The following is a 16,707-nucleotide window of genomic DNA, read 5'->3' on the forward strand; positions in this document are numbered from 1 at the left end:
CGGCCAGGCTGCGTTGAAAATCGCCTCGGAATGCTCATTTACGCTGTGTAAACTGCGCTTCCTCGGCGATTTCCGCCTTGCCTGACCTAGCTCGCTCGCCCCGTCGGCTTCTTACCTAGTAAACGGGCTGCCCTCGGGCAGCCCGTTTTCATTTACCCTCCCCGCTTTGACCCGATTCAGGTAGCCCACCATGTCCTGGCTGCAAGTCCGCCTCGCCCTCACCCCCGCCCAGGCGGAAACCTACGAAGACCTCATGCTCGAATTGGGCGCGGTCTCGGTGACCTTCATGGACGCCGAAGACCAGCCGATCTTCGAGCCGGATCTGGGCACCACCCCGCTGTGGTCCCAGACCCACCTGCTGGCACTGTTCGAAGGCGACACCGACGCCGCGGCCCTGGAACAGCGCGTGCAGCTGCTGGCCAACGGCCTGACCTACGAGGTGGAGCGCCTGGAAGACCAGGAGTGGGAGCGCAGCTGGATGGACAACTTCCAGCCCATGCGCTTCGGCCAGAGGCTGTGGATCGTGCCCAGCTGGCACGAGGCCCCGGAACCCGAGGCGGTCAACTTGCTGCTGGATCCGGGCCTGGCCTTCGGTACCGGCACCCATCCCACCACCTCGCTGTGCCTGCAATGGCTGGACGGCGAACCGGTCGCAGGTCGGCAGGTGCTGGATTTCGGCTGCGGCTCGGGCATCCTCGCCATCGCCGCCCTGCTACTGGGCGCCGAGCGCGCCGTGGGCACCGACATCGACGTCCAGGCCCTGGAAGCCTCGCGGGAGAACGCCAATCGCAACGGCATCGACCCGGCACGCTTTGCGCTCTATCTGCCCGCCGATCTGCCAGACGAGCCGGCCGACGTGGTGGTGGCCAACATCCTTGCCGGTCCGCTGGTCGGCCTGGCCGAGCAAATCACCCGTCTGACCCGCATCGGCGGGCGCCTGGCGCTTTCCGGCATCCTCGCCGAGCAGGCCGAGGACGTGCGCGCCGCCTACGCCGGCTGCTTCGACCTGGAGCCCACCGCCACCCTGGACGGCTGGGTGCGCATCAGCGGGACCCGCCGCCGCTGATCGGCCAAGGCTCCACCAGGCCGCTTACCCGGCGGCCCGGTGGAGCCCCTTCTTTCGCCTGGGCCTTCGGGTACACTAGCGCGCTTAAATTCCCTGGCTGTCGCCTCGCCATGACCGAATCCCTCGTCGCCCAGTGTCCGCATTGCCATACCCGCTTCCGCGTCACCCAGGAACACCTGGCCGCCGCGGATGGCGACGTACGCTGTGGCGTCTGCCTGGAAGTGTTCAACGCCAGCAATCAGGCCGCGCCTTTGACGGCACCGGAACCCGTGCCCGCGCCGCCCATGCCGGCGCCGACGCCCAGTGAAGCGGCCTGGCCCCATGACGAACTGGACCTGAGCCATCTGGAATTGGACGCCGAGGTTGCTCGCCTGGGCGCCCTGGAAGAACAGCGCCGCGCGCCGACTGCGCCTCCCGCCATCGCCGCGCCGCCTGCCGTCACCACGCCGCGGGAAGAACCGGCACCGGCCCAAGGCCTGGCTGCCCGCCGCCTCCAGGAAGACGAGGAGGCCTTCGCGCTGCCTTCGCTTGGCGCCCTATCCGCCGCACGCGAACCCGAGCCGGAATCCCTGCGCCTGCCGACCGAGCCCGAAGTGGCGTTCGAGCCCGAACCGCTGTCTGTGCCCCTCACCGCCGCCGAACCGGAACCAGCGCTTGCGCCGGAACCTGCATTCGCATCGGAACCCGAGCCCGAGCCGGCCATCAGCCCCTTGCCTGCCGTCGCGCCGGCGGCCCCGCTCACGGCCCTGCGCACCCCATTGAAACCGGCCCCGGCCACGCCGCCCGCGCCCCTCACCGCCGCCCCGGCCGAGCGCCAGGAGCCGGCACTCGGCCGGGTCGAGGCCGACGAAGACGAACGCGCCGAACCCGGCCTGGGCCGCCTCGACGACTGGCAGGAGCCCGCAGCCGAACCTCTCAGCGCCGACCGCGACCGCGACGACGAGGCGCCGGCGGCCAAGTCCGCGGGCGTCCTGCGCAGCGAGCCGGAATGGCAGGACGATCCGCTGCTGGACCTGCACGACGAACCGCTGCAACTGGACAGTCACCAGCAGCGCCCACACTGGGGGCGCCGCCTGCTGTGGCTACTGCTCTGCCTGCTGGCACTGCTCGGCCTGGCCGGCCAGTACGTCTATTACCACTTCGACGAACTGGCACGGCAGGACAGCTATCGCCCGCTGTTCGTCCAGGCCTGTGCCAGCCTGGGCTGCAAGGTGCCGTCCAAGGTCGATGTCCAGCAGATCCGCAGCAGCAACCTGGTAGTGCGCAGCCATCCGCAATTCTCCGGCGCCCTGCGCGTCGATGCCATCCTCTACAACCGGGCGCCCTTCTCGCAGCCCTTTCCGATGCTGGAATTGCGCTTCGCCGACCTCAACGGCCAGCTGCTCGCCAGCCGCCGTTTCAAGCCGGGCGAATACCTGAATGGCGAACTGAAAGGCCAGGACGAGATGCCGCCGCAGACGCCGATCCACATCGCGCTGGACATTCTCGACCCCGGCCCGCGGGCGGTGAACTACAGTCTGAGCTTCTTCTCGCCGGAGTAGCCCCAGGGTGAATTGCTCATAAACTAGCCAACTCGCGCTTTATCCCGAGGCGGCGAGCGGGTATCATTCCCAACCCTTTTCAAGCACAGCAGCCCCTGTCCGCGGCCGGTTTCCGGCGCAGGCGGAACAGTCGCCTATTCGCCAGGGAAAAAGATATGTCGATGGTACGCATCGGCCCTTATACCTTGCCCAATCCGCTGATTCTCGCGCCCATGGCCGGGGTCACCGACCTGCCCTTCCGGCGCCTGTGCCTGGCACTCGGCGCCGGCATGGCCGTGTCGGAAATGGTGACCAGTGACGTGCGGCTCTATGACAGCCGCAAGTCGCGGCTGCGCCTGATCCACGCCAGCGAGCAGGAACCGCGTTCGGTGCAGATCGCCGGCGGCGATCCGGCGATGCTGGCCGAAGCGGCCCAGCGCAATGTCGAACTGGGTGCCCAGATCATCGACATCAACATGGGCTGTCCGGCGAAAAAGGTCTGCAACAAGGCCGCCGGCTCCGCGTTGATGAAGGACGAGGCCCTGGTGGCCGAGATCCTCGCCGCCGTGGTGGCGGCAGTGGACGTGCCCGTGACCCTGAAGATCCGCACCGGCTGGAGTCCCGACAATCGCAACGGCCTGCGCATCGCGCAGCTGGCCGAGGCGGCCGGCATCCAGGCCCTGGCCGTGCATGGCCGTACCCGCGACGACCGGTTCCTCGGCGCCGCCGAGTACGACACCATCGCCGCCATCAAGCAGGCGGTCGACATCCCGGTGTTCGCCAACGGCGACATCGACAGCCCGGAAAAGGCCCGCAAGGTGCTCGAACACACCGGCTGCGACGGCCTGTTGATCGGCCGCGCCGCCCAGGGTCGGCCCTGGATCTTCCGCGAGATCGCCCACTACCTGGCGACCGGCGAACACCTGGCGGCGCCCAGCGCTGCCGAGGTGGAGGCCATCCTGCTGGAGCATCTCGACGCCCTGCACGCCTTCTACGGCCCGGAAATGGGCGTGCGCATCGCCCGCAAGCACGTCGGCTGGTACCTGGCCGACCGGCCGGGCGCCGCGGAATCGCGCGCCCAGTTCAACCGACTGCAAGACACCCAAGCCCAGCACGCCAGCATTCGCGCGTTCTTCGCGCAGCCCCCGACCGGGAAGCAGGTGGCATGAATTCGATGACCGAGACTTTGACTGGAACAGCGCCCGTGAGTGACAACGGCGACCTCAAGCAGCACCTGACCGCTCCCCTGCAGGAAGGCCAGACGCTGCGCGACAGCGTGGAAAAGGCGCTGCGCAATTACTTCGCCCACCTCGATGGGCAGCCGGTGACCGACGTCTACAACATGGTGCTCTGCGAAGTGGAAGCACCCCTGCTCGAAAGCGTGATGAATTACGTCAAGGGCAACCAGACCAAGGCGTCGGAGATGCTCGGGCTCAATCGCGGCACCCTGCGCAAGAAGCTCAAGCAGTACGACCTGCTCTGATCCGCCTCCTCGCCGGCGGCCCAGGGGGCTTGACCGGCGGTCTTCTTCCTCCTGATGGACATGACCATGACCGACCAGACCTCTCGCCTCCCCGTCCGCCGTGCGCTGATCAGCGTGTCCGACAAGACGGGCGTCGTCGACTTCGCCCGTGAACTCGCGGCCATCGGCGTGGAAATCCTGTCCACCGGCGGCACCTACAAGCTCTTGCGCGACGAAGGCATCCCGGCGGTGGAAGTCGCCGACTACACCGGCTTCCCGGAGATGATGGACGGTCGCGTCAAGACCCTGCATCCCAAGATCCACGGCGGCATCCTCGGTCGTCGTGGCGTCGACCATGAGGTGATGAGCGAACACGGCATCCGTCCGATCGACCTGGTCGCGGTCAATCTCTACCCCTTCGCCGCCACCGTGGCCAAGCCCGGCTGTAGCCTGGCCGACGCCATCGAGAACATCGACATCGGCGGGCCGACCATGGTCCGCAGCGCGGCCAAGAACCACAAGGACGTCGCCATCGTGGTCAATGCCAGCGACTACGCGGCCATCCTCGACGACCTCAAGGCCGGCGGCCTGACCTATGCCCAGCGCTTCGACCTGGCGCTCAAGGCCTTCGAGCACACCGCCGCCTACGACGGCATGATCGCCAACTACCTGGGCAGCATCGACCAGCAGGCCGAGACCCTGTCCACCGCAGGCCGCGCCGCCTTCCCGCGCACCTTCAGCGCCCAGTTCATCAAGGCGCAGGACATGAGATACGGCGAGAACCCGCACCAGCAGGCCGCCTTCTATGTCGAGCACGCCAGCGAAGCCTGCGTGGCCACCGCCACCCAGCTGCAGGGCAAGGAACTGTCCTTCAACAACGTCGCCGACACCGACGCCGCCCTGGAAACCGTGAAGAGCTACGACGCGCCGGCCTGCGTCATCGTCAAGCACGCCAACCCCTGCGGCGTGGCCGTGGCCAGCGACATCCGCCAGGCCTATGAACTGGCCTATGCCACCGACAGCGAGTCGGCCTTTGGCGGCATCATCGCCTTCAACCGCGAACTGGACGCCGAGACCGCCCGCGCCATCGTCGAACGTCAATTCGTCGAGGTGATCATCGCCCCGCGCGTCAGCGCCGAGGCCCGCGAGGTGGTGGCGGCCAAGGCCAACGTCCGCCTGCTGGAATGCGGCGAATGGCCCGCCGAGCGCAAGCCCGGCCTGGACCTCAAGCACGTCAACGGCGGTCTGCTGGTGCAGAGCCGCGACATCGCCATGATCACCGCCGACGACCTCAAGGTGGTGACCCAGCGCGCGCCCAGCGAGCAGGAGCTGCAAGACCTGATCTTCGCCTGGAAGGTGGCCAAATTCGTCAAATCCAATGCCATCGTCTACGCCAAGGGTCAGCAGACCGTGGGTATCGGTGCCGGCCAGATGAGCCGCGTCAACTCGGCACGCATCGCCGCCATCAAGGCCGAACACGCCGGTCTGGCCGTGGCCGGGGCGGTCATGGCCTCGGACGCCTTCTTCCCCTTCCGTGACGGCATCGACAACGCCGCGGCCAATGGCATCACCGCGGTGATCCAGCCGGGCGGCTCCATGCGCGACGCCGAGGTCATCGCCGCCGCCGACGAAGCCGGCATCGCCATGGTCTTCACCGGCATGCGCCACTTCCGTCACTAAGGCCCGCTCCGCCGAAGGCATCGGGCCTTCGGCGTCGACTCCATCGTCAACGGCGGATGGCCACGTGCGGTCCGCCCAGAGGAAAGCTTCATGAACGTACTCATCATCGGCAGCGGCGGTCGCGAACACGCCCTGGCCTGGAAGGTCGCCCAGGACACCCGGGTCACCAAGGTCTATGTCGCCCCCGGTAACGCCGGCACCGCCACCGAGGCCAAGTGCGAGAACGTCGCCCTCGACGTCCTGGCCCTGGACCAGTTGGCCGACTTCGCCGCCGCCAACGTCGAGCTGACCATCGTCGGCCCCGAGGCGCCGCTGGTGGCCGGGGTGGTCGATCTGTTCCGCCGCCGCGGCCTGCCCTGCTTCGGCCCCACCGCCGGCGCGGCCCAGCTGGAAGGCTCCAAGGCCTTCACCAAGGACTTCCTGGCCCGGCACCAGATCCCCACCGCCGCCTATGCCAACTTCACCGAGGTGGAGCCGGCCCTGGCCTATCTGCGCGCGCAGGGTGCGCCCATCGTGATCAAGGCCGATGGCCTGGCCGCCGGCAAGGGCGTGATCGTCGCCATGACCCTGGCCGAAGCCGAGGACGCCGTGCGTGACATGCTTTCCGGCAACGCCTTCGGCGATGCCGGGGCGCGGGTGGTGATCGAGGAATTCCTCGACGGCGAGGAAGCCAGCTTCATCGTCATGGTCGACGGCAAGAACGTGCTGCCCATGGCCACCAGCCAGGACCACAAGCGCGTCGGCGACGGCGACAGCGGCCCCAACACCGGCGGCATGGGCGCCTACTCCCCGGCGCCGGTGGTGACCCCCGAGGTCCACGCCCGGGTCATGCGCGAAATCATCGAACCCACCGTGGCCGGCATGGCCCGCGAAGGCAATGTCTACACCGGCTTTCTCTACGCCGGTCTGATGATCGACCAGAGCGGTGCGCCCAAGGTCATCGAATTCAACTGCCGTTTCGGCGATCCCGAGACCCAACCGGTGATGCTGCGCCTGCAGTCCAGCCTGGTGCTGCTGGTGGAAGCCGCCCTGGCCGAGGCCCTCGACAAGATCGAAGCCTGCTGGGATCCGCGCCCGAGCCTGGGCATCGTCCTGGCCGCTGGCGGCTATCCAGGTGACTATGCCAAGGGTGATGCCATCGCCGGTCTCGAAGCTGCCGCGGCCCTGCCGGGCAAGGTGTTCCACGCCGGCACCAGCCTGCGCGACGGTCAGGTCGTGACGGCCGGCGGTCGGGTGCTGTGCGCCACGGCCCTGGGCGAAACGGTCTCCGCCGCCCAGCAGAACGCCTCTGTGCTAGCCCGGGAAATCTCCTGGAATGGCTGCTTCCACCGCAGCGACATCGGCTACCGCGCCATCGCTCGCGAGCGACACTGAAGCTCGCCCAAGGGATCAGCCTGTTACACTGTTACGTCAACAGACGTGACTAGCTGATCTATACTCGACGTCCGCATTCGCGAAGGGAACTCTCGTGCACCGGCTCTGGATCGCCATAGGCTTTGTGATCAGCTGGCTGCTGTTGCTGCTGGTGGCCAACTCCGTACAGGCCGAGAACACGCCGGATGCGGGCTGGGCGCAGTATGAGGACGTCACCGGCGAATTCTCGCTCGACGACGTCCGCGACCGCCTGTCCGCCTTCAAGCCGCTGACCGCCGCCAAGGCCCACCGCCCCGCCGGCACCGGCGCGCTCTGGCTGCACACCCGTATCCAGCCCGATACGCAACAGCGTCTGCTGCGCATCATTTCGCCCAATGTGGGCTATCTCGACTTCTTCGCCTACCGCGACGACCAACTGCTCAGCGAGATCCGCGATGGCCTGTCGCGACCGCTGCTCAATCCGCAGCAGGTCAGTCGCGACTTCGTCTTTCCGATTCCGCACAGCGATGAACCGCTCGACCTCTTCCTGAGGTTCGAATCGCCCCAGCCGCTGCGGATCGCCCTGACCCTGAGCAGCAGTGCCGAAGCCGAGGTCACTCACCGCCTGGTGATGTTCGGCGTACTGCTGGGTTGCCTGGCGATGCTGGCGCTGTATAACGGCGTCCAGCTGCTCTATCACCGCAGTCGTGCTACCAGTGCCCTGACCCTGCTGCTGGTGATGCTGGTGGGCGTGGCGCTGAACCTGTTCGGCTTGAGCAAGTTCCTGCTCGGCAGCTTCAAGGGCCAGGCGCCCTTGCTGACCGATCTGTCGGTGCTGGCCTGCAGCGCCGCCGGGCTGAATCTGATCGGCGCCTTCTTTGGCTGGCGGCGCCTGCCACCCTGGATGCGTCAGCTGGTCAGAGTCTTGCTGGCCGTGGTCGGCCTGGCCGCGGTGGGTCGCATCGCCGCCGGCGATATCTACGTCGGCGACTGGTTGATGGCCGTCAACGGCCTGGCCCTGCTCGCCTGCCTGGGCATCGCCGTGGAGCGCTGGCACCAGGGCGCCCGCTATGCCCGCCTGCTGGTGGTGAGCTGTGCCCTGTTGGCCCTGGCCGGGCTGATCGCGCTGCCGATTCTGGCCGGCTATGCCAACCCCCCGGTGTGGATGGGCCGCGGCCTGATCGCCAGCTGCATGTTCAGCGGCATCCTGCTCACCCTGGCCCTGGAGGAGCGCCGCCGCTACCTGCGCGAAGAGCACTTCACCCGTACCCGTGATCGCGTGGCCAACCATGCGGAGCTCAAGGGCAAGGCCGAATTCCTCTCGCGCATCAGCCACGAGATCCGCACCCCCATGAACGGCGTGCTGGGCATGACCGAATTGCTGCAGGGCACCGCTCTGTCGGCCAAGCAGCGCGACTATGTGCAGACCATTCACAGCGCCGGCGCCGAGCTGCTCAATCTGATCAACGAGATCATCGACATCACCCGCCTGGAAAGCGGCCAGATCGAACTGGAAGAGGTCACCTTCGACCTCAATGCCCTGCTCGACGACTGCCTGGACATCTTCCGGCCCCGCGCCGAGGAACACCGCGTCGAATTGCTCAGCTTCATCCAGCCCCAGGTACCCCGGCGCTTCATCGGCGATCCCACCCGCCTGCGCCAGATCCTGCTCAACCTGCTAGAAAACGCCTTCCAGCGCACCGAAGAAGGCGAGATCCTGCTGGTGATCTCCCTGGAAGAGGCCACCGGCCAGGCGCCGCGCCTGCGCATCTCGGTGCAGGACAGCGGCACCCCGCTGGACGCGGCGCTGAGTCGCCAGCTGCTGTCCACCCACCTCAACAGCCGCGACTTCCTCACCGGCGATACCGACAGCCTGGATTTCGGCCTGATCATCGCTCGCCAGCTGGTGCTGTTGATGCAGGGCGACTTCGGCATCCAGAACAACGCCGAGGGGGGGTCGAGCTTCTGGATCAGCCTGCCCATCCCGGCCCAGGCCCTGGTGCTGTCGCGCGGCGACAGCGACTATCCGCTGCAGGACGTGCGGGTGCTGGTGGTCGATGACAACGAACTGTGCCGCAAGGTCCTGCAGCAGCAGTGCAGCGCCTGGGGCATGCAGGCGGTCACCGCCGCCTCCGGGCGCGAGGCCCTGGCCCTGCTGCGCACCCAGTCGCACCTGCGGGAATACTTCGACGTGGTGCTGCTCGATCAGCAGATGCCGGGCATGACCGGCATGCAGCTCGCCGCGCGCATCAACGAAGACGAGAATCTCAACCACGACCTGCTGCTGATCATGCTCACCGGCCTGAGCAATGCGCCGAGCAAGGTCATCGCCCGCAACGCCGGCATCAAGCGGGTGCTGGCCAAGCCGGTGGCCGGCTATACCCTCAGGGCCACCCTGGCCGACGAGCTGTCGCGCCGTGGCCAGCGGGCCAGCGAACCCGAGCCCCAGGAACAGCCCAGCGGCATTCCCAGCGACTTCCGCGTGCTGGTGGCCGAAGACAACAGCATCTCGGTCAAGGTGATCCGCGGCATGCTCAAGAAACTCGGGGTCGAACCTGACACCGTGAGCAACGGCCTGGAGGCCTTCGAGAAGCTCCAGCAGAACACCTACGACCTCATCCTGATGGACTGCGAGATGCCCTTGCTGGACGGCTTCGGCGCCACCCGCCGGCTACGCGCCTGGGAACAGCAGAATCACCGCTCGCGCACCCCGGTGGTGGCCCTGACCGCCCATATCCTCGCCGAGCACAAGGATCGCGCCCAGGAGGCCGGCATGGACGGCCACATGGGCAAACCGATCGAACTCTCCCAGCTGCGCGAGCTGCTGCTCTACTGGGCCGAGCGGCGCCGACTGGACGTGACCCGTGGGGGGCTCAGGGCGAGTCCTTGAACCTGTCCTCGACGTAGGTGATCCGGGTCTTGCCGTGGGGCACCGGATTGCCTTCCTCGTCCAGGTTGACGAAGACGATCTTGTCGATGGTGAGGATGCTCTTGCGGGTGATCTTGTTGCGCACCTCGCATCTCAGGGTGATCGAGGTACGACCGAACTCGGTGGCGGTGATGCCCAGTTCGATGATGTCGCCCTGACGCGAGGCGCTGATGAAATTGATCTCCGAGATGTACTTGGTCACCACCTTGGGATTTTCCAGCTGCACGATGGCGTAGATCGCCGCCTCCTCGTCGATCCACTTGAGCAGGCTGCCGCCGAACAGGGTGCCATTGGCGTTGAGGTCTTCGGGTTTCACCCACTTGCGGGTATGGAAGTTCATCAGGGCTCCTTGAATTTCCGGGGGGTTTGAGCATCAGATCGGGGTGCGCGCGGTAGATTCCGCCGGACCTGAGGCAGAGCGCCACCCTTTGGGTTTATCGCGATCCTCGTTATACTGCCCGCGCATCGCGGCCACCAGGCCGCTCCGCCTTCCGTTCGAGGGGCGCTGCAGCACGCTGCGTTATCCCATCCTAGCCGACCCGCCGCTGGCGCGGACCCTCGGCGGGCATGACGCCAGACGTTGTCAGGCTCGAGCGGAGCGTTATCAGAACGCATCAACGGCGCCCATTCGCACCTAACGAATGGAGACTCTTCAATGAGCGCTGTCCTCACGCCTGCCGCTTTCAACGATTTCAAGGTCGCCGACATCTCCCTGGCTGACTGGGGTCGTCGCGAAGTCATCATCGCCGAATCGGAAATGCCCGCCCTGATGGGTCTGCGGCGCAAGTACGCCGGTGAACAACCCCTGGCCGGCGCCAAGATCCTCGGCTGCATCCACATGACCATCCAGACCGCCGTGCTCATCGAGACCCTGGTGGCCCTGGGCGCCGAAGTGCGCTGGTCCAGCTGCAACATCTTCTCCACCCAGGACCAGGCCGCCGCCGCCATCGCCGCCGCCGGCATCCCGGTGTTCGCTTGGAAGGGCGAGACCGAAGCCGAATACGAGTGGTGCATCGAGCAGACCATCCTCAAGGATGGCCAGCCCTGGGACGCCAACATGGTGCTGGACGACGGCGGTGACCTGACCCAGATCCTGCACGACAAGTACCCCCAGGTGCTGGAACGCGTGCACGGCATCACCGAAGAGACCACCACCGGCGTGCACCGCCTGCTGGACATGCTCAAGGACGGCTCCCTCAAGGTCCCGGCGATCAACGTCAACGACTCGGTCACCAAGAGCAAGAACGACAACAAGTACGGCTGCCGCCACAGCCTCAACGACGCCATCAAGCGTGCCACCGACCACCTGCTTTCCGGCAAGCAGGCGCTGGTGATCGGCTACGGCGACGTGGGCAAGGGTTCGGCTGCCTCGTTGCGCCAGGAAGGCATGATCGTCAAGGTCTCGGAAGTCGACCCGATCTGCGCCATGCAGGCCTGCATGGACGGCTACGAGTTGGTCTCGCCCTATGTCGACGGCCTGAACGACGGCACCGAAGCCTCCGTGGATCGCGCCCTGCTGGGCAAGATCGACCTGATCGTCACCACTACCGGCAACGTCAACGTCTGTGACGCCAACATGCTCAAGGCACTGAAGAAGCGTGCCCTGGTGTGCAACATCGGTCACTTCGACAACGAGATCGACACCGCCTTCATGCGCCAGCACTGGGGCTGGGAAGAGGTGAAGCCGCAGGTGCACAAGATCCACCGCACCGGCCTGACCGTCGATCCGACCAACGACGACTACCTGATCCTGCTGGCCGAAGGCCGTCTGGTGAACCTGGGCAATGCCACCGGCCATCCCAGCCGCATCATGGACGGTTCCTTCGCCAACCAGGTGCTGGCGCAGATCCACCTGTACCAGGAGAAGTTCGCCGACCTGCCGGTCGCCGAGAAGACCGCCAACGTCACCGTCATGGTCCTGCCCAAGAAGCTCGACGAAGAGGTGGCGCTGGAAATGGTCAAGGGCTTCGGTGGCGTGGTGACCCGCCTGACCGAGGCTCAGGCCAAGTACATCGGCGTGACCCAGGAAGGCCCCTTCAAGCCCGACAGCTACCGTTACTGATGGCCAAGCCTCCCGCTCCCCGGAGCGGGAGGCTGCTCACGAGAGAGACGCCGTGAAACCCAGTCTGAGTTTCGAATTCTTTCCCTGCAAGACCGAAGCGGGCCACGAGAAGCTGATCGCCACGGCGCGGCAGCTGGCTGGCCACGGGCCGGAGTTCTTTTCCTGCACCTACGGCGCCGGCGGTTCCACCCGCGACGGCACCTATCGCACCGTGCGCCAGCTCAACGACGAGGTCGGGGTACCGACCGCGCCGCACCTGTCCTGCGTCGGCGACAGCAAGGCCAAGCTGCGCGAGTTGCTGCAGCAGTACCAGGAAGCCGGCATCAACCGCATCGTCGCCCTGCGCGGCGACCTGCCGTCCGGCATGGGCCTGTCTGGCGGTGGCGAATTGCGCTATGCCAGCGATCTGGTCGCCTTCATCCGCGAGGAGACCGGCGATCACTTCCATATCGAAGTCGCCGCCTATCCGGAAACCCATCCGCAGGCGCGCAGCTTTACGGACGACGTGCGCAATTTCGTGTACAAGATGGAGGCCGGTGCTGACCGCGCGGTCACCCAGTACTTCTTCAACGCCGACTGCTACTTCCATTTTGTGGAACGTGTCCGCAAACTGGGAGTCGAAGCCCCGGTGATCCCTGGCATCATGCCGATCACCAACTACAGCAAGTTGGCACGCTTCTCCGATGCCTGTGGCGCTGAACTGCCACGCTGGCTGCGGAAGCAACTGGAAGCCTACGGTGACGATACCCAGAGCATCCAGGCCTTTGGCGAAGAAGTCATGACCGCCCTCTGCGAGCGACTGCTCGAAGGCGGGGCACCTGGTGTGCACTTCTACACCCTGAACCAAGCGGAGCCGTGTATCGCCATCTGGCGAAACCTCGGTTTTTGAAGTCGGCCAGGCGAACTGGCGGCGACTTCGCCCAATCGTGATTACCGCTACCGGTCATCGCCCGACTCTTCATCCAGCGCAGGATGATGAGGGTGGGCGAGACGTCCGAAACCTTTCGGACGTCAACCGGCAGCGCAACCGCGCCCCCACGTCGGCGGGACGCCGACAGAGACAGGAACCCCGCATGTCCTTCATTTCCCTCGGTCTCTCCGAGGCCCTTGCCCGCGCCGTGGAAGACGCTGGCTACACGAATCCCACGCCTGTTCAGCAACGCGCCATTCCGGCCGTCCTGCAGGGTCGCGATCTGATGGTGGCTGCCCAGACCGGCACCGGCAAGACCGGCGGCTTCGCGCTGCCGGTGCTCGAGCGCCTGTTCCCCAACGGTCATCCCGATGGTCACCACTATGTGGCCAAGCAGCCCCGCGTGCTGGTACTGACGCCGACCCGCGAACTGGCGGCTCAGGTGCACGACAGCTTCAAGGTCTATGCCCGCGACCTGCCCATGCGCAGCGCCTGCGTCTTCGGTGGCGTCGGCCTCAAGCCGCAGGTCACCGCCCTGGCCAAGGGTGTCGATGTCCTCGTCGCCTGCCCGGGTCGGCTGCTGGACCTCGCCGGTCAGCAGAGCGTCGATCTGTCCGCCGTCGAGGTGTTGGTGCTGGACGAAGCCGACCGCATGCTCGACATGGGCTTCATCCATGACGTGAAGAAGGTCCTGGCCCGCCTGCCGGCGCAGCGCCAGAATCTGCTGTTCTCGGCCACCTTCTCCAAGGACATCACCGACCTCGCCGGCAAGTTGCTGCAGGATCCCGAGCGGATCGAGGTCACCCCGCCGAACACCACCGTCGAGCGCATCGAACAGCGGCTGTTCCGCATTCCGGCCAACCAGAAGCGCGCCCTGCTCGCCCACCTGATCACCCTGGGTGCCTGGGAACAGGTGCTGGTGTTCACCCGCACCAAGCACGGCGCCAACCGTCTCGCCGAATACCTGAACAAGCATGGCCTGCCGGCCGCGCCGATCCATGGCAACAAGAGCCAGAATGCCCGCACCAAGGCCCTGGCCGACTTCAAGAGCAACGAGGTTCGCGTCCTCGTCGCCACCGACATCGCCGCCCGCGGCCTGGACATCGACCAGTTGCCCCACGTGGTCAACTTCGAGCTGCCCAATGTCGAGGAAGACTATGTGCACCGCATCGGCCGTACCGGCCGGGCCGGTCGCAGTGGCGAAGCCATCTCGCTGGTGGCGCCGGACGAAGAGAAGCTGCTCAAGGCCATCGAGCGCCTGACCAAGCAGAGCATTCCGGATGGCGACATGCAGGGCTTCGATCCGCAGTCCGTGCCGCCCGAGCAGCCGGAAGTGCGCGCCCCGCGCGAACCCCGTGGCAAGCCGCAGCAGAATCGTCAGAAGAAGGCCGACAAGCCGGCGCGCAGCGAAGGCAAAGGCCAGAATCAGGGCCAGAACCAGGGCAAGGCCGCCGGTAGCGAGCAGTCCGGCGCCCAGCCCCAGGGCGAGCGTAAGGGTCGTTCCCGCAATCGTCGCGACCGCCGCGATCGCGATGACGCCGGTCAGGCCAATGCGCAACCCGGCCAGGCCGTTGTGCAGCAGCCGCGCAATCGTGATCCGGAAGAATTTCTGGATGACGCCTACGACAACTTCGGCAACAGCGTCGACTACGTGAGCCCCTACCAGGGCAAGGGCCGCAAGGGTCCGCGCAGTGGCAACGGCGGCAACGCGCCGCGCGCCGCCACGACCGGCGGCCAGGGTCAGCCCCGTCAGGGTCAGGGCCAGGGCGCTGCCCGCGGTCCGCGCAGCCAGCAACAGCAGCAGCCCGGCAAGCGTCGTGGTCAGAACGGCCAGCCCCGTGCCGCCCGGCCCTATGAAGCCGCGCCCAGCGAGCCACGCGCCTATGCCACGGAAGAGCGGGCGTCGAACAAGCCGCAGCCGAAGATCGTGCACAAGCCGTCGCGTGCCGATCGCCTGCCGACCCTGGAGCAGCTGGAAGAGATGCCAAGCCGGCCGCGCAGCGAGAAGCCCGCGCTGCTGACCCGCAACCGCGACGCCTGATGGCCGACGGGCCGCTCAGGCGGCCCGTTCACCAGGCAAAAAAAACCCCGCCATGGCGGGGTTTTTTTATGCGGCCATTTAGGCGTGGGCGGCGCGCAGGGCGTCAATGTAGGGCTCGGCCTGACGATGGCTGCGGATCAGTTCGATGAAGTCCTCGCCCTGGTCGTTGCGGGCATCCAGGTCGTAGCCGGCCTCGACGAAGAAGCCGACGAAGCGCTCGAAATCGTCCGGACGCAGGCCGCGATAGGCCTTGACCAGCTTGTGCAGAGACGCGGGGGTATCGTCCGCCGGTTCGACATCGAGGAACAGCCTGATCTGCTCGTCGCTGATCGCTTCACCGATGACCTGCTTTTTATCCTTGCGCATCCTTTGGCTACCTGTGCTGGGGGATTCTTTGGAGAAAAGGAGGACCGATTCTAACCCTGCCCCTCGCCTGCCCGCCAGTGACAAACCGTGGTGATACCGCGACCCTGGTCGAAAGTTCAATCGAATTGAGCGCGCATCCAGCTGCGATAGCGCTCGGCGTCGGGTGCGCCCTCCAGCGGGGCCCAGGCCGGTCGTTCACCCTCGCCCAGCGGCACGAAGGGCCCGGCCTTGCATTCGAAGAACAGGCAGTCGCCCCCCAGGGCAACCAGCGCATGGTAGTGCCCGGGGGCGAGATCGACGCCCGGGCAACCGGCGCGCTGGGACAGCTCGCGGCGCAGCAGCACCTGTCCGTCTTCGCCCAAGGTCAGCAACCCCAGCCGGCCCTGCAGCACCAGCAGACTCTCGGCCTTGCGCGGATCCAGATGGCGGTGGGGCGGTATGTAGCTGTCTTCGCACATCCCCACCACCAGGCGATGGCAGGGCTCATCCATGCTGTGCAGGTTGTGATGGGCGCGCCGTCGCGGGCTGACCGCCGCCTGCCGGAGCAGGTCGGCGAACAGCGCCTGATCGAACAGCCGCGCGGTCACAGCCCCTTCACGGCATAGATGCCGGGTGCGTTGCGCCAGTAGCCCTTGTAGTCCATGCCGTAGCCGAAGATGTAGCGATCGATGCAGGGCAGGCCGACGTAGGTGGCCTCCAGGCCCTTGACCTTGCGGTCGTGGGTCTTGTCGATCAACACGGCGGTATGGACCTCGCGAGCGCCGGCGTGGCGGCAGAAGTCGATGATGGCCTTGAGGGTGTGGCCCTCGTCGAAGATGTCATCGACGATCAGCACGTCGCGATCGATGAAGGACACCTCGGGCTTGGCCTTCCAGAACAGCTCGCCGCCGGTGGTCTCGTTGCGATAGCGGGTAGCGTGCAGATAGGACATCTCCAGCGGGAAATTCAGCCGGGTGGCCAGCTTGCCGGTCAGGATCAAGCCGCCGTTCATGACGCAGAAGACCACCGGATTACGCTCGGCGAGATCGGCGGTGATGGATGCGGCGAGCCGGTCGATGGCCGCTTCGACCTGGGCTTCGTCATACAGGCAATCGGCTTCCTGCATGACCTGGCGGATGTGGGCGAGATCGGCGGACATGGGGCTTCTCCGGGGGGACGGGGCGCCGGCCTGATGGTTGGCGCGGATAAAAGGCGGCAAAGGTACAGACACCGCGGACCGATCTCAAGCGCCGCCAGGCGGCTACTATTGTCGCAGGGTACTGCCCACCTCGAGTCGGATGCTTTAATGTACCGCGGTTTTTTTGTGCGCCTGCCCTTC

At 66.4% G+C, this 16,707-nt stretch carries 14 protein-coding genes and 1 riboswitch; of the genes, 10 read left to right on the forward strand and 4 right to left on the reverse strand.

Annotation, left to right across the window (positions count from 1 at the left end; genetic code table 11):
• Nucleotides 1–190 precede the first annotated feature (190 nt).
• The 7 genes from prmA to BMZ43_RS13510 all read left to right on the forward strand — a co-directional run bounded on the left by prmA (nt 191) and on the right by BMZ43_RS13510 (nt 9,971).
• Nucleotides 191–1,066, forward strand: coding sequence for a 50S ribosomal protein L11 methyltransferase (gene prmA, locus BMZ43_RS13480; protein ID WP_093254267.1), 876 nt, complete (start codon nt 191–193; stop codon nt 1,064–1,066).
• A gap of 110 nt (nt 1,067–1,176) precedes the next feature.
• The gene (locus BMZ43_RS13485; protein WP_017641060.1) at nt 1,177–2,607 is read left to right on the forward strand and encodes a DUF3426 domain-containing protein; all 1,431 of its coding nucleotides are present in this window, start codon (nt 1,177–1,179) and stop codon (nt 2,605–2,607) included.
• A gap of 155 nt (nt 2,608–2,762) precedes the next feature.
• Nucleotides 2,763–3,755 carry a tRNA dihydrouridine synthase DusB gene (gene dusB, locus BMZ43_RS13490; protein ID WP_093254270.1) on the forward strand — a complete coding sequence of 331 codons (993 nt, stop codon included), beginning with the start codon at nt 2,763–2,765 and terminating at the stop codon, nt 3,753–3,755.
• Entirely contained in the window at nt 3,752–4,069 is a 318-nt protein-coding gene (gene fis, locus BMZ43_RS13495; protein ID WP_026083845.1) for a DNA-binding transcriptional regulator Fis, read from the forward strand. Before dusB ends, fis begins: the two co-directional genes overlap by 4 nt.
• Nucleotides 4,070–4,135: 66 nt before the next feature.
• Nucleotides 4,136–5,728 (forward strand): bifunctional phosphoribosylaminoimidazolecarboxamide formyltransferase/IMP cyclohydrolase, encoded by a 1,593-nt coding sequence (purH, locus tag BMZ43_RS13500; protein ID WP_093254272.1) that lies wholly within the window; start codon nt 4,136–4,138, stop codon nt 5,726–5,728.
• Between the two features lie 90 nt (nt 5,729–5,818).
• On the forward strand, nt 5,819–7,102 hold the full coding sequence (gene purD, locus BMZ43_RS13505; protein WP_017641063.1) for a phosphoribosylamine--glycine ligase: 1,284 nt from the start codon (nt 5,819–5,821) through the stop codon (nt 7,100–7,102).
• Between the two features lie 94 nt (nt 7,103–7,196).
• Nucleotides 7,197–9,971 carry a hybrid sensor histidine kinase/response regulator gene (locus BMZ43_RS13510; RefSeq protein ID WP_068384992.1) on the forward strand — a complete coding sequence of 925 codons (2,775 nt, stop codon included), beginning with the start codon at nt 7,197–7,199 and terminating at the stop codon, nt 9,969–9,971.
• Here BMZ43_RS13510 and BMZ43_RS13515 read toward each other — a convergent pair.
• A complete protein-coding gene (locus BMZ43_RS13515; protein ID WP_017641065.1) occupies nt 9,955–10,350 on the reverse strand; it encodes an acyl-CoA thioesterase in 396 nt (131 codons plus the stop codon). The genes BMZ43_RS13510 and BMZ43_RS13515 overlap by 17 nt on opposite strands.
• 151 nt (nt 10,351–10,501) lie before the next feature.
• Nucleotides 10,502–10,643, forward strand: a riboswitch (S-adenosyl-L-homocysteine riboswitch).
• A gap of 22 nt (nt 10,644–10,665) precedes the next feature.
• Between BMZ43_RS13515 and ahcY the strand changes: the two genes are divergently transcribed.
• From ahcY to BMZ43_RS13530, 3 genes are all read left to right on the forward strand, one after another.
• The gene (gene ahcY / locus BMZ43_RS13520; RefSeq protein WP_017641066.1) at nt 10,666–12,072 is read left to right on the forward strand and encodes an adenosylhomocysteinase; all 1,407 of its coding nucleotides are present in this window, start codon (nt 10,666–10,668) and stop codon (nt 12,070–12,072) included.
• 52 nt (nt 12,073–12,124) lie between these two features.
• On the forward strand, nt 12,125–12,961 hold the full coding sequence (gene metF / locus BMZ43_RS13525; protein WP_017641067.1) for a methylenetetrahydrofolate reductase [NAD(P)H]: 837 nt from the start codon (nt 12,125–12,127) through the stop codon (nt 12,959–12,961).
• Between the two features lie 184 nt (nt 12,962–13,145).
• Nucleotides 13,146–15,023, forward strand: a complete 1,878-nt coding sequence (locus tag BMZ43_RS13530; RefSeq protein WP_017641068.1) for an RNA helicase RhlE2 — start codon at nt 13,146–13,148, stop codon at nt 15,021–15,023.
• Nucleotides 15,024–15,101: 78 nt separating this feature from the next.
• Here the strand turns inward: BMZ43_RS13530 and BMZ43_RS13535 are convergent, their stop codons facing one another.
• The 3 genes from BMZ43_RS13535 to BMZ43_RS13545 form a co-directional block, all read right to left on the reverse strand.
• Nucleotides 15,102–15,389, reverse strand: coding sequence for a PA4642 family protein (locus BMZ43_RS13535; protein ID WP_017641069.1), 288 nt, complete (start codon nt 15,387–15,389; stop codon nt 15,102–15,104).
• Between the two features lie 116 nt (nt 15,390–15,505).
• Nucleotides 15,506–15,976 (reverse strand): WbuC family cupin fold metalloprotein, encoded by a 471-nt coding sequence (locus BMZ43_RS13540; RefSeq protein ID WP_093254275.1) that lies wholly within the window; start codon nt 15,974–15,976, stop codon nt 15,506–15,508.
• Nucleotides 15,973–16,527: a hypoxanthine-guanine phosphoribosyltransferase gene (locus BMZ43_RS13545; protein WP_017641071.1), complete on the reverse strand. Its 555-nt coding sequence runs from the start codon at nt 16,525–16,527 to the stop codon at nt 15,973–15,975. Before BMZ43_RS13545 ends, BMZ43_RS13540 begins: the two co-directional genes overlap by 4 nt.
• Nucleotides 16,528–16,707 lie beyond the last annotated feature (180 nt).

Source organism: Pseudomonas sp. Snoq117.2 (assembly GCF_900110545.1).
Classification (GTDB): domain Bacteria; phylum Pseudomonadota; class Gammaproteobacteria; order Pseudomonadales; family Pseudomonadaceae; genus Chryseomonas; species Chryseomonas benzopyrenica.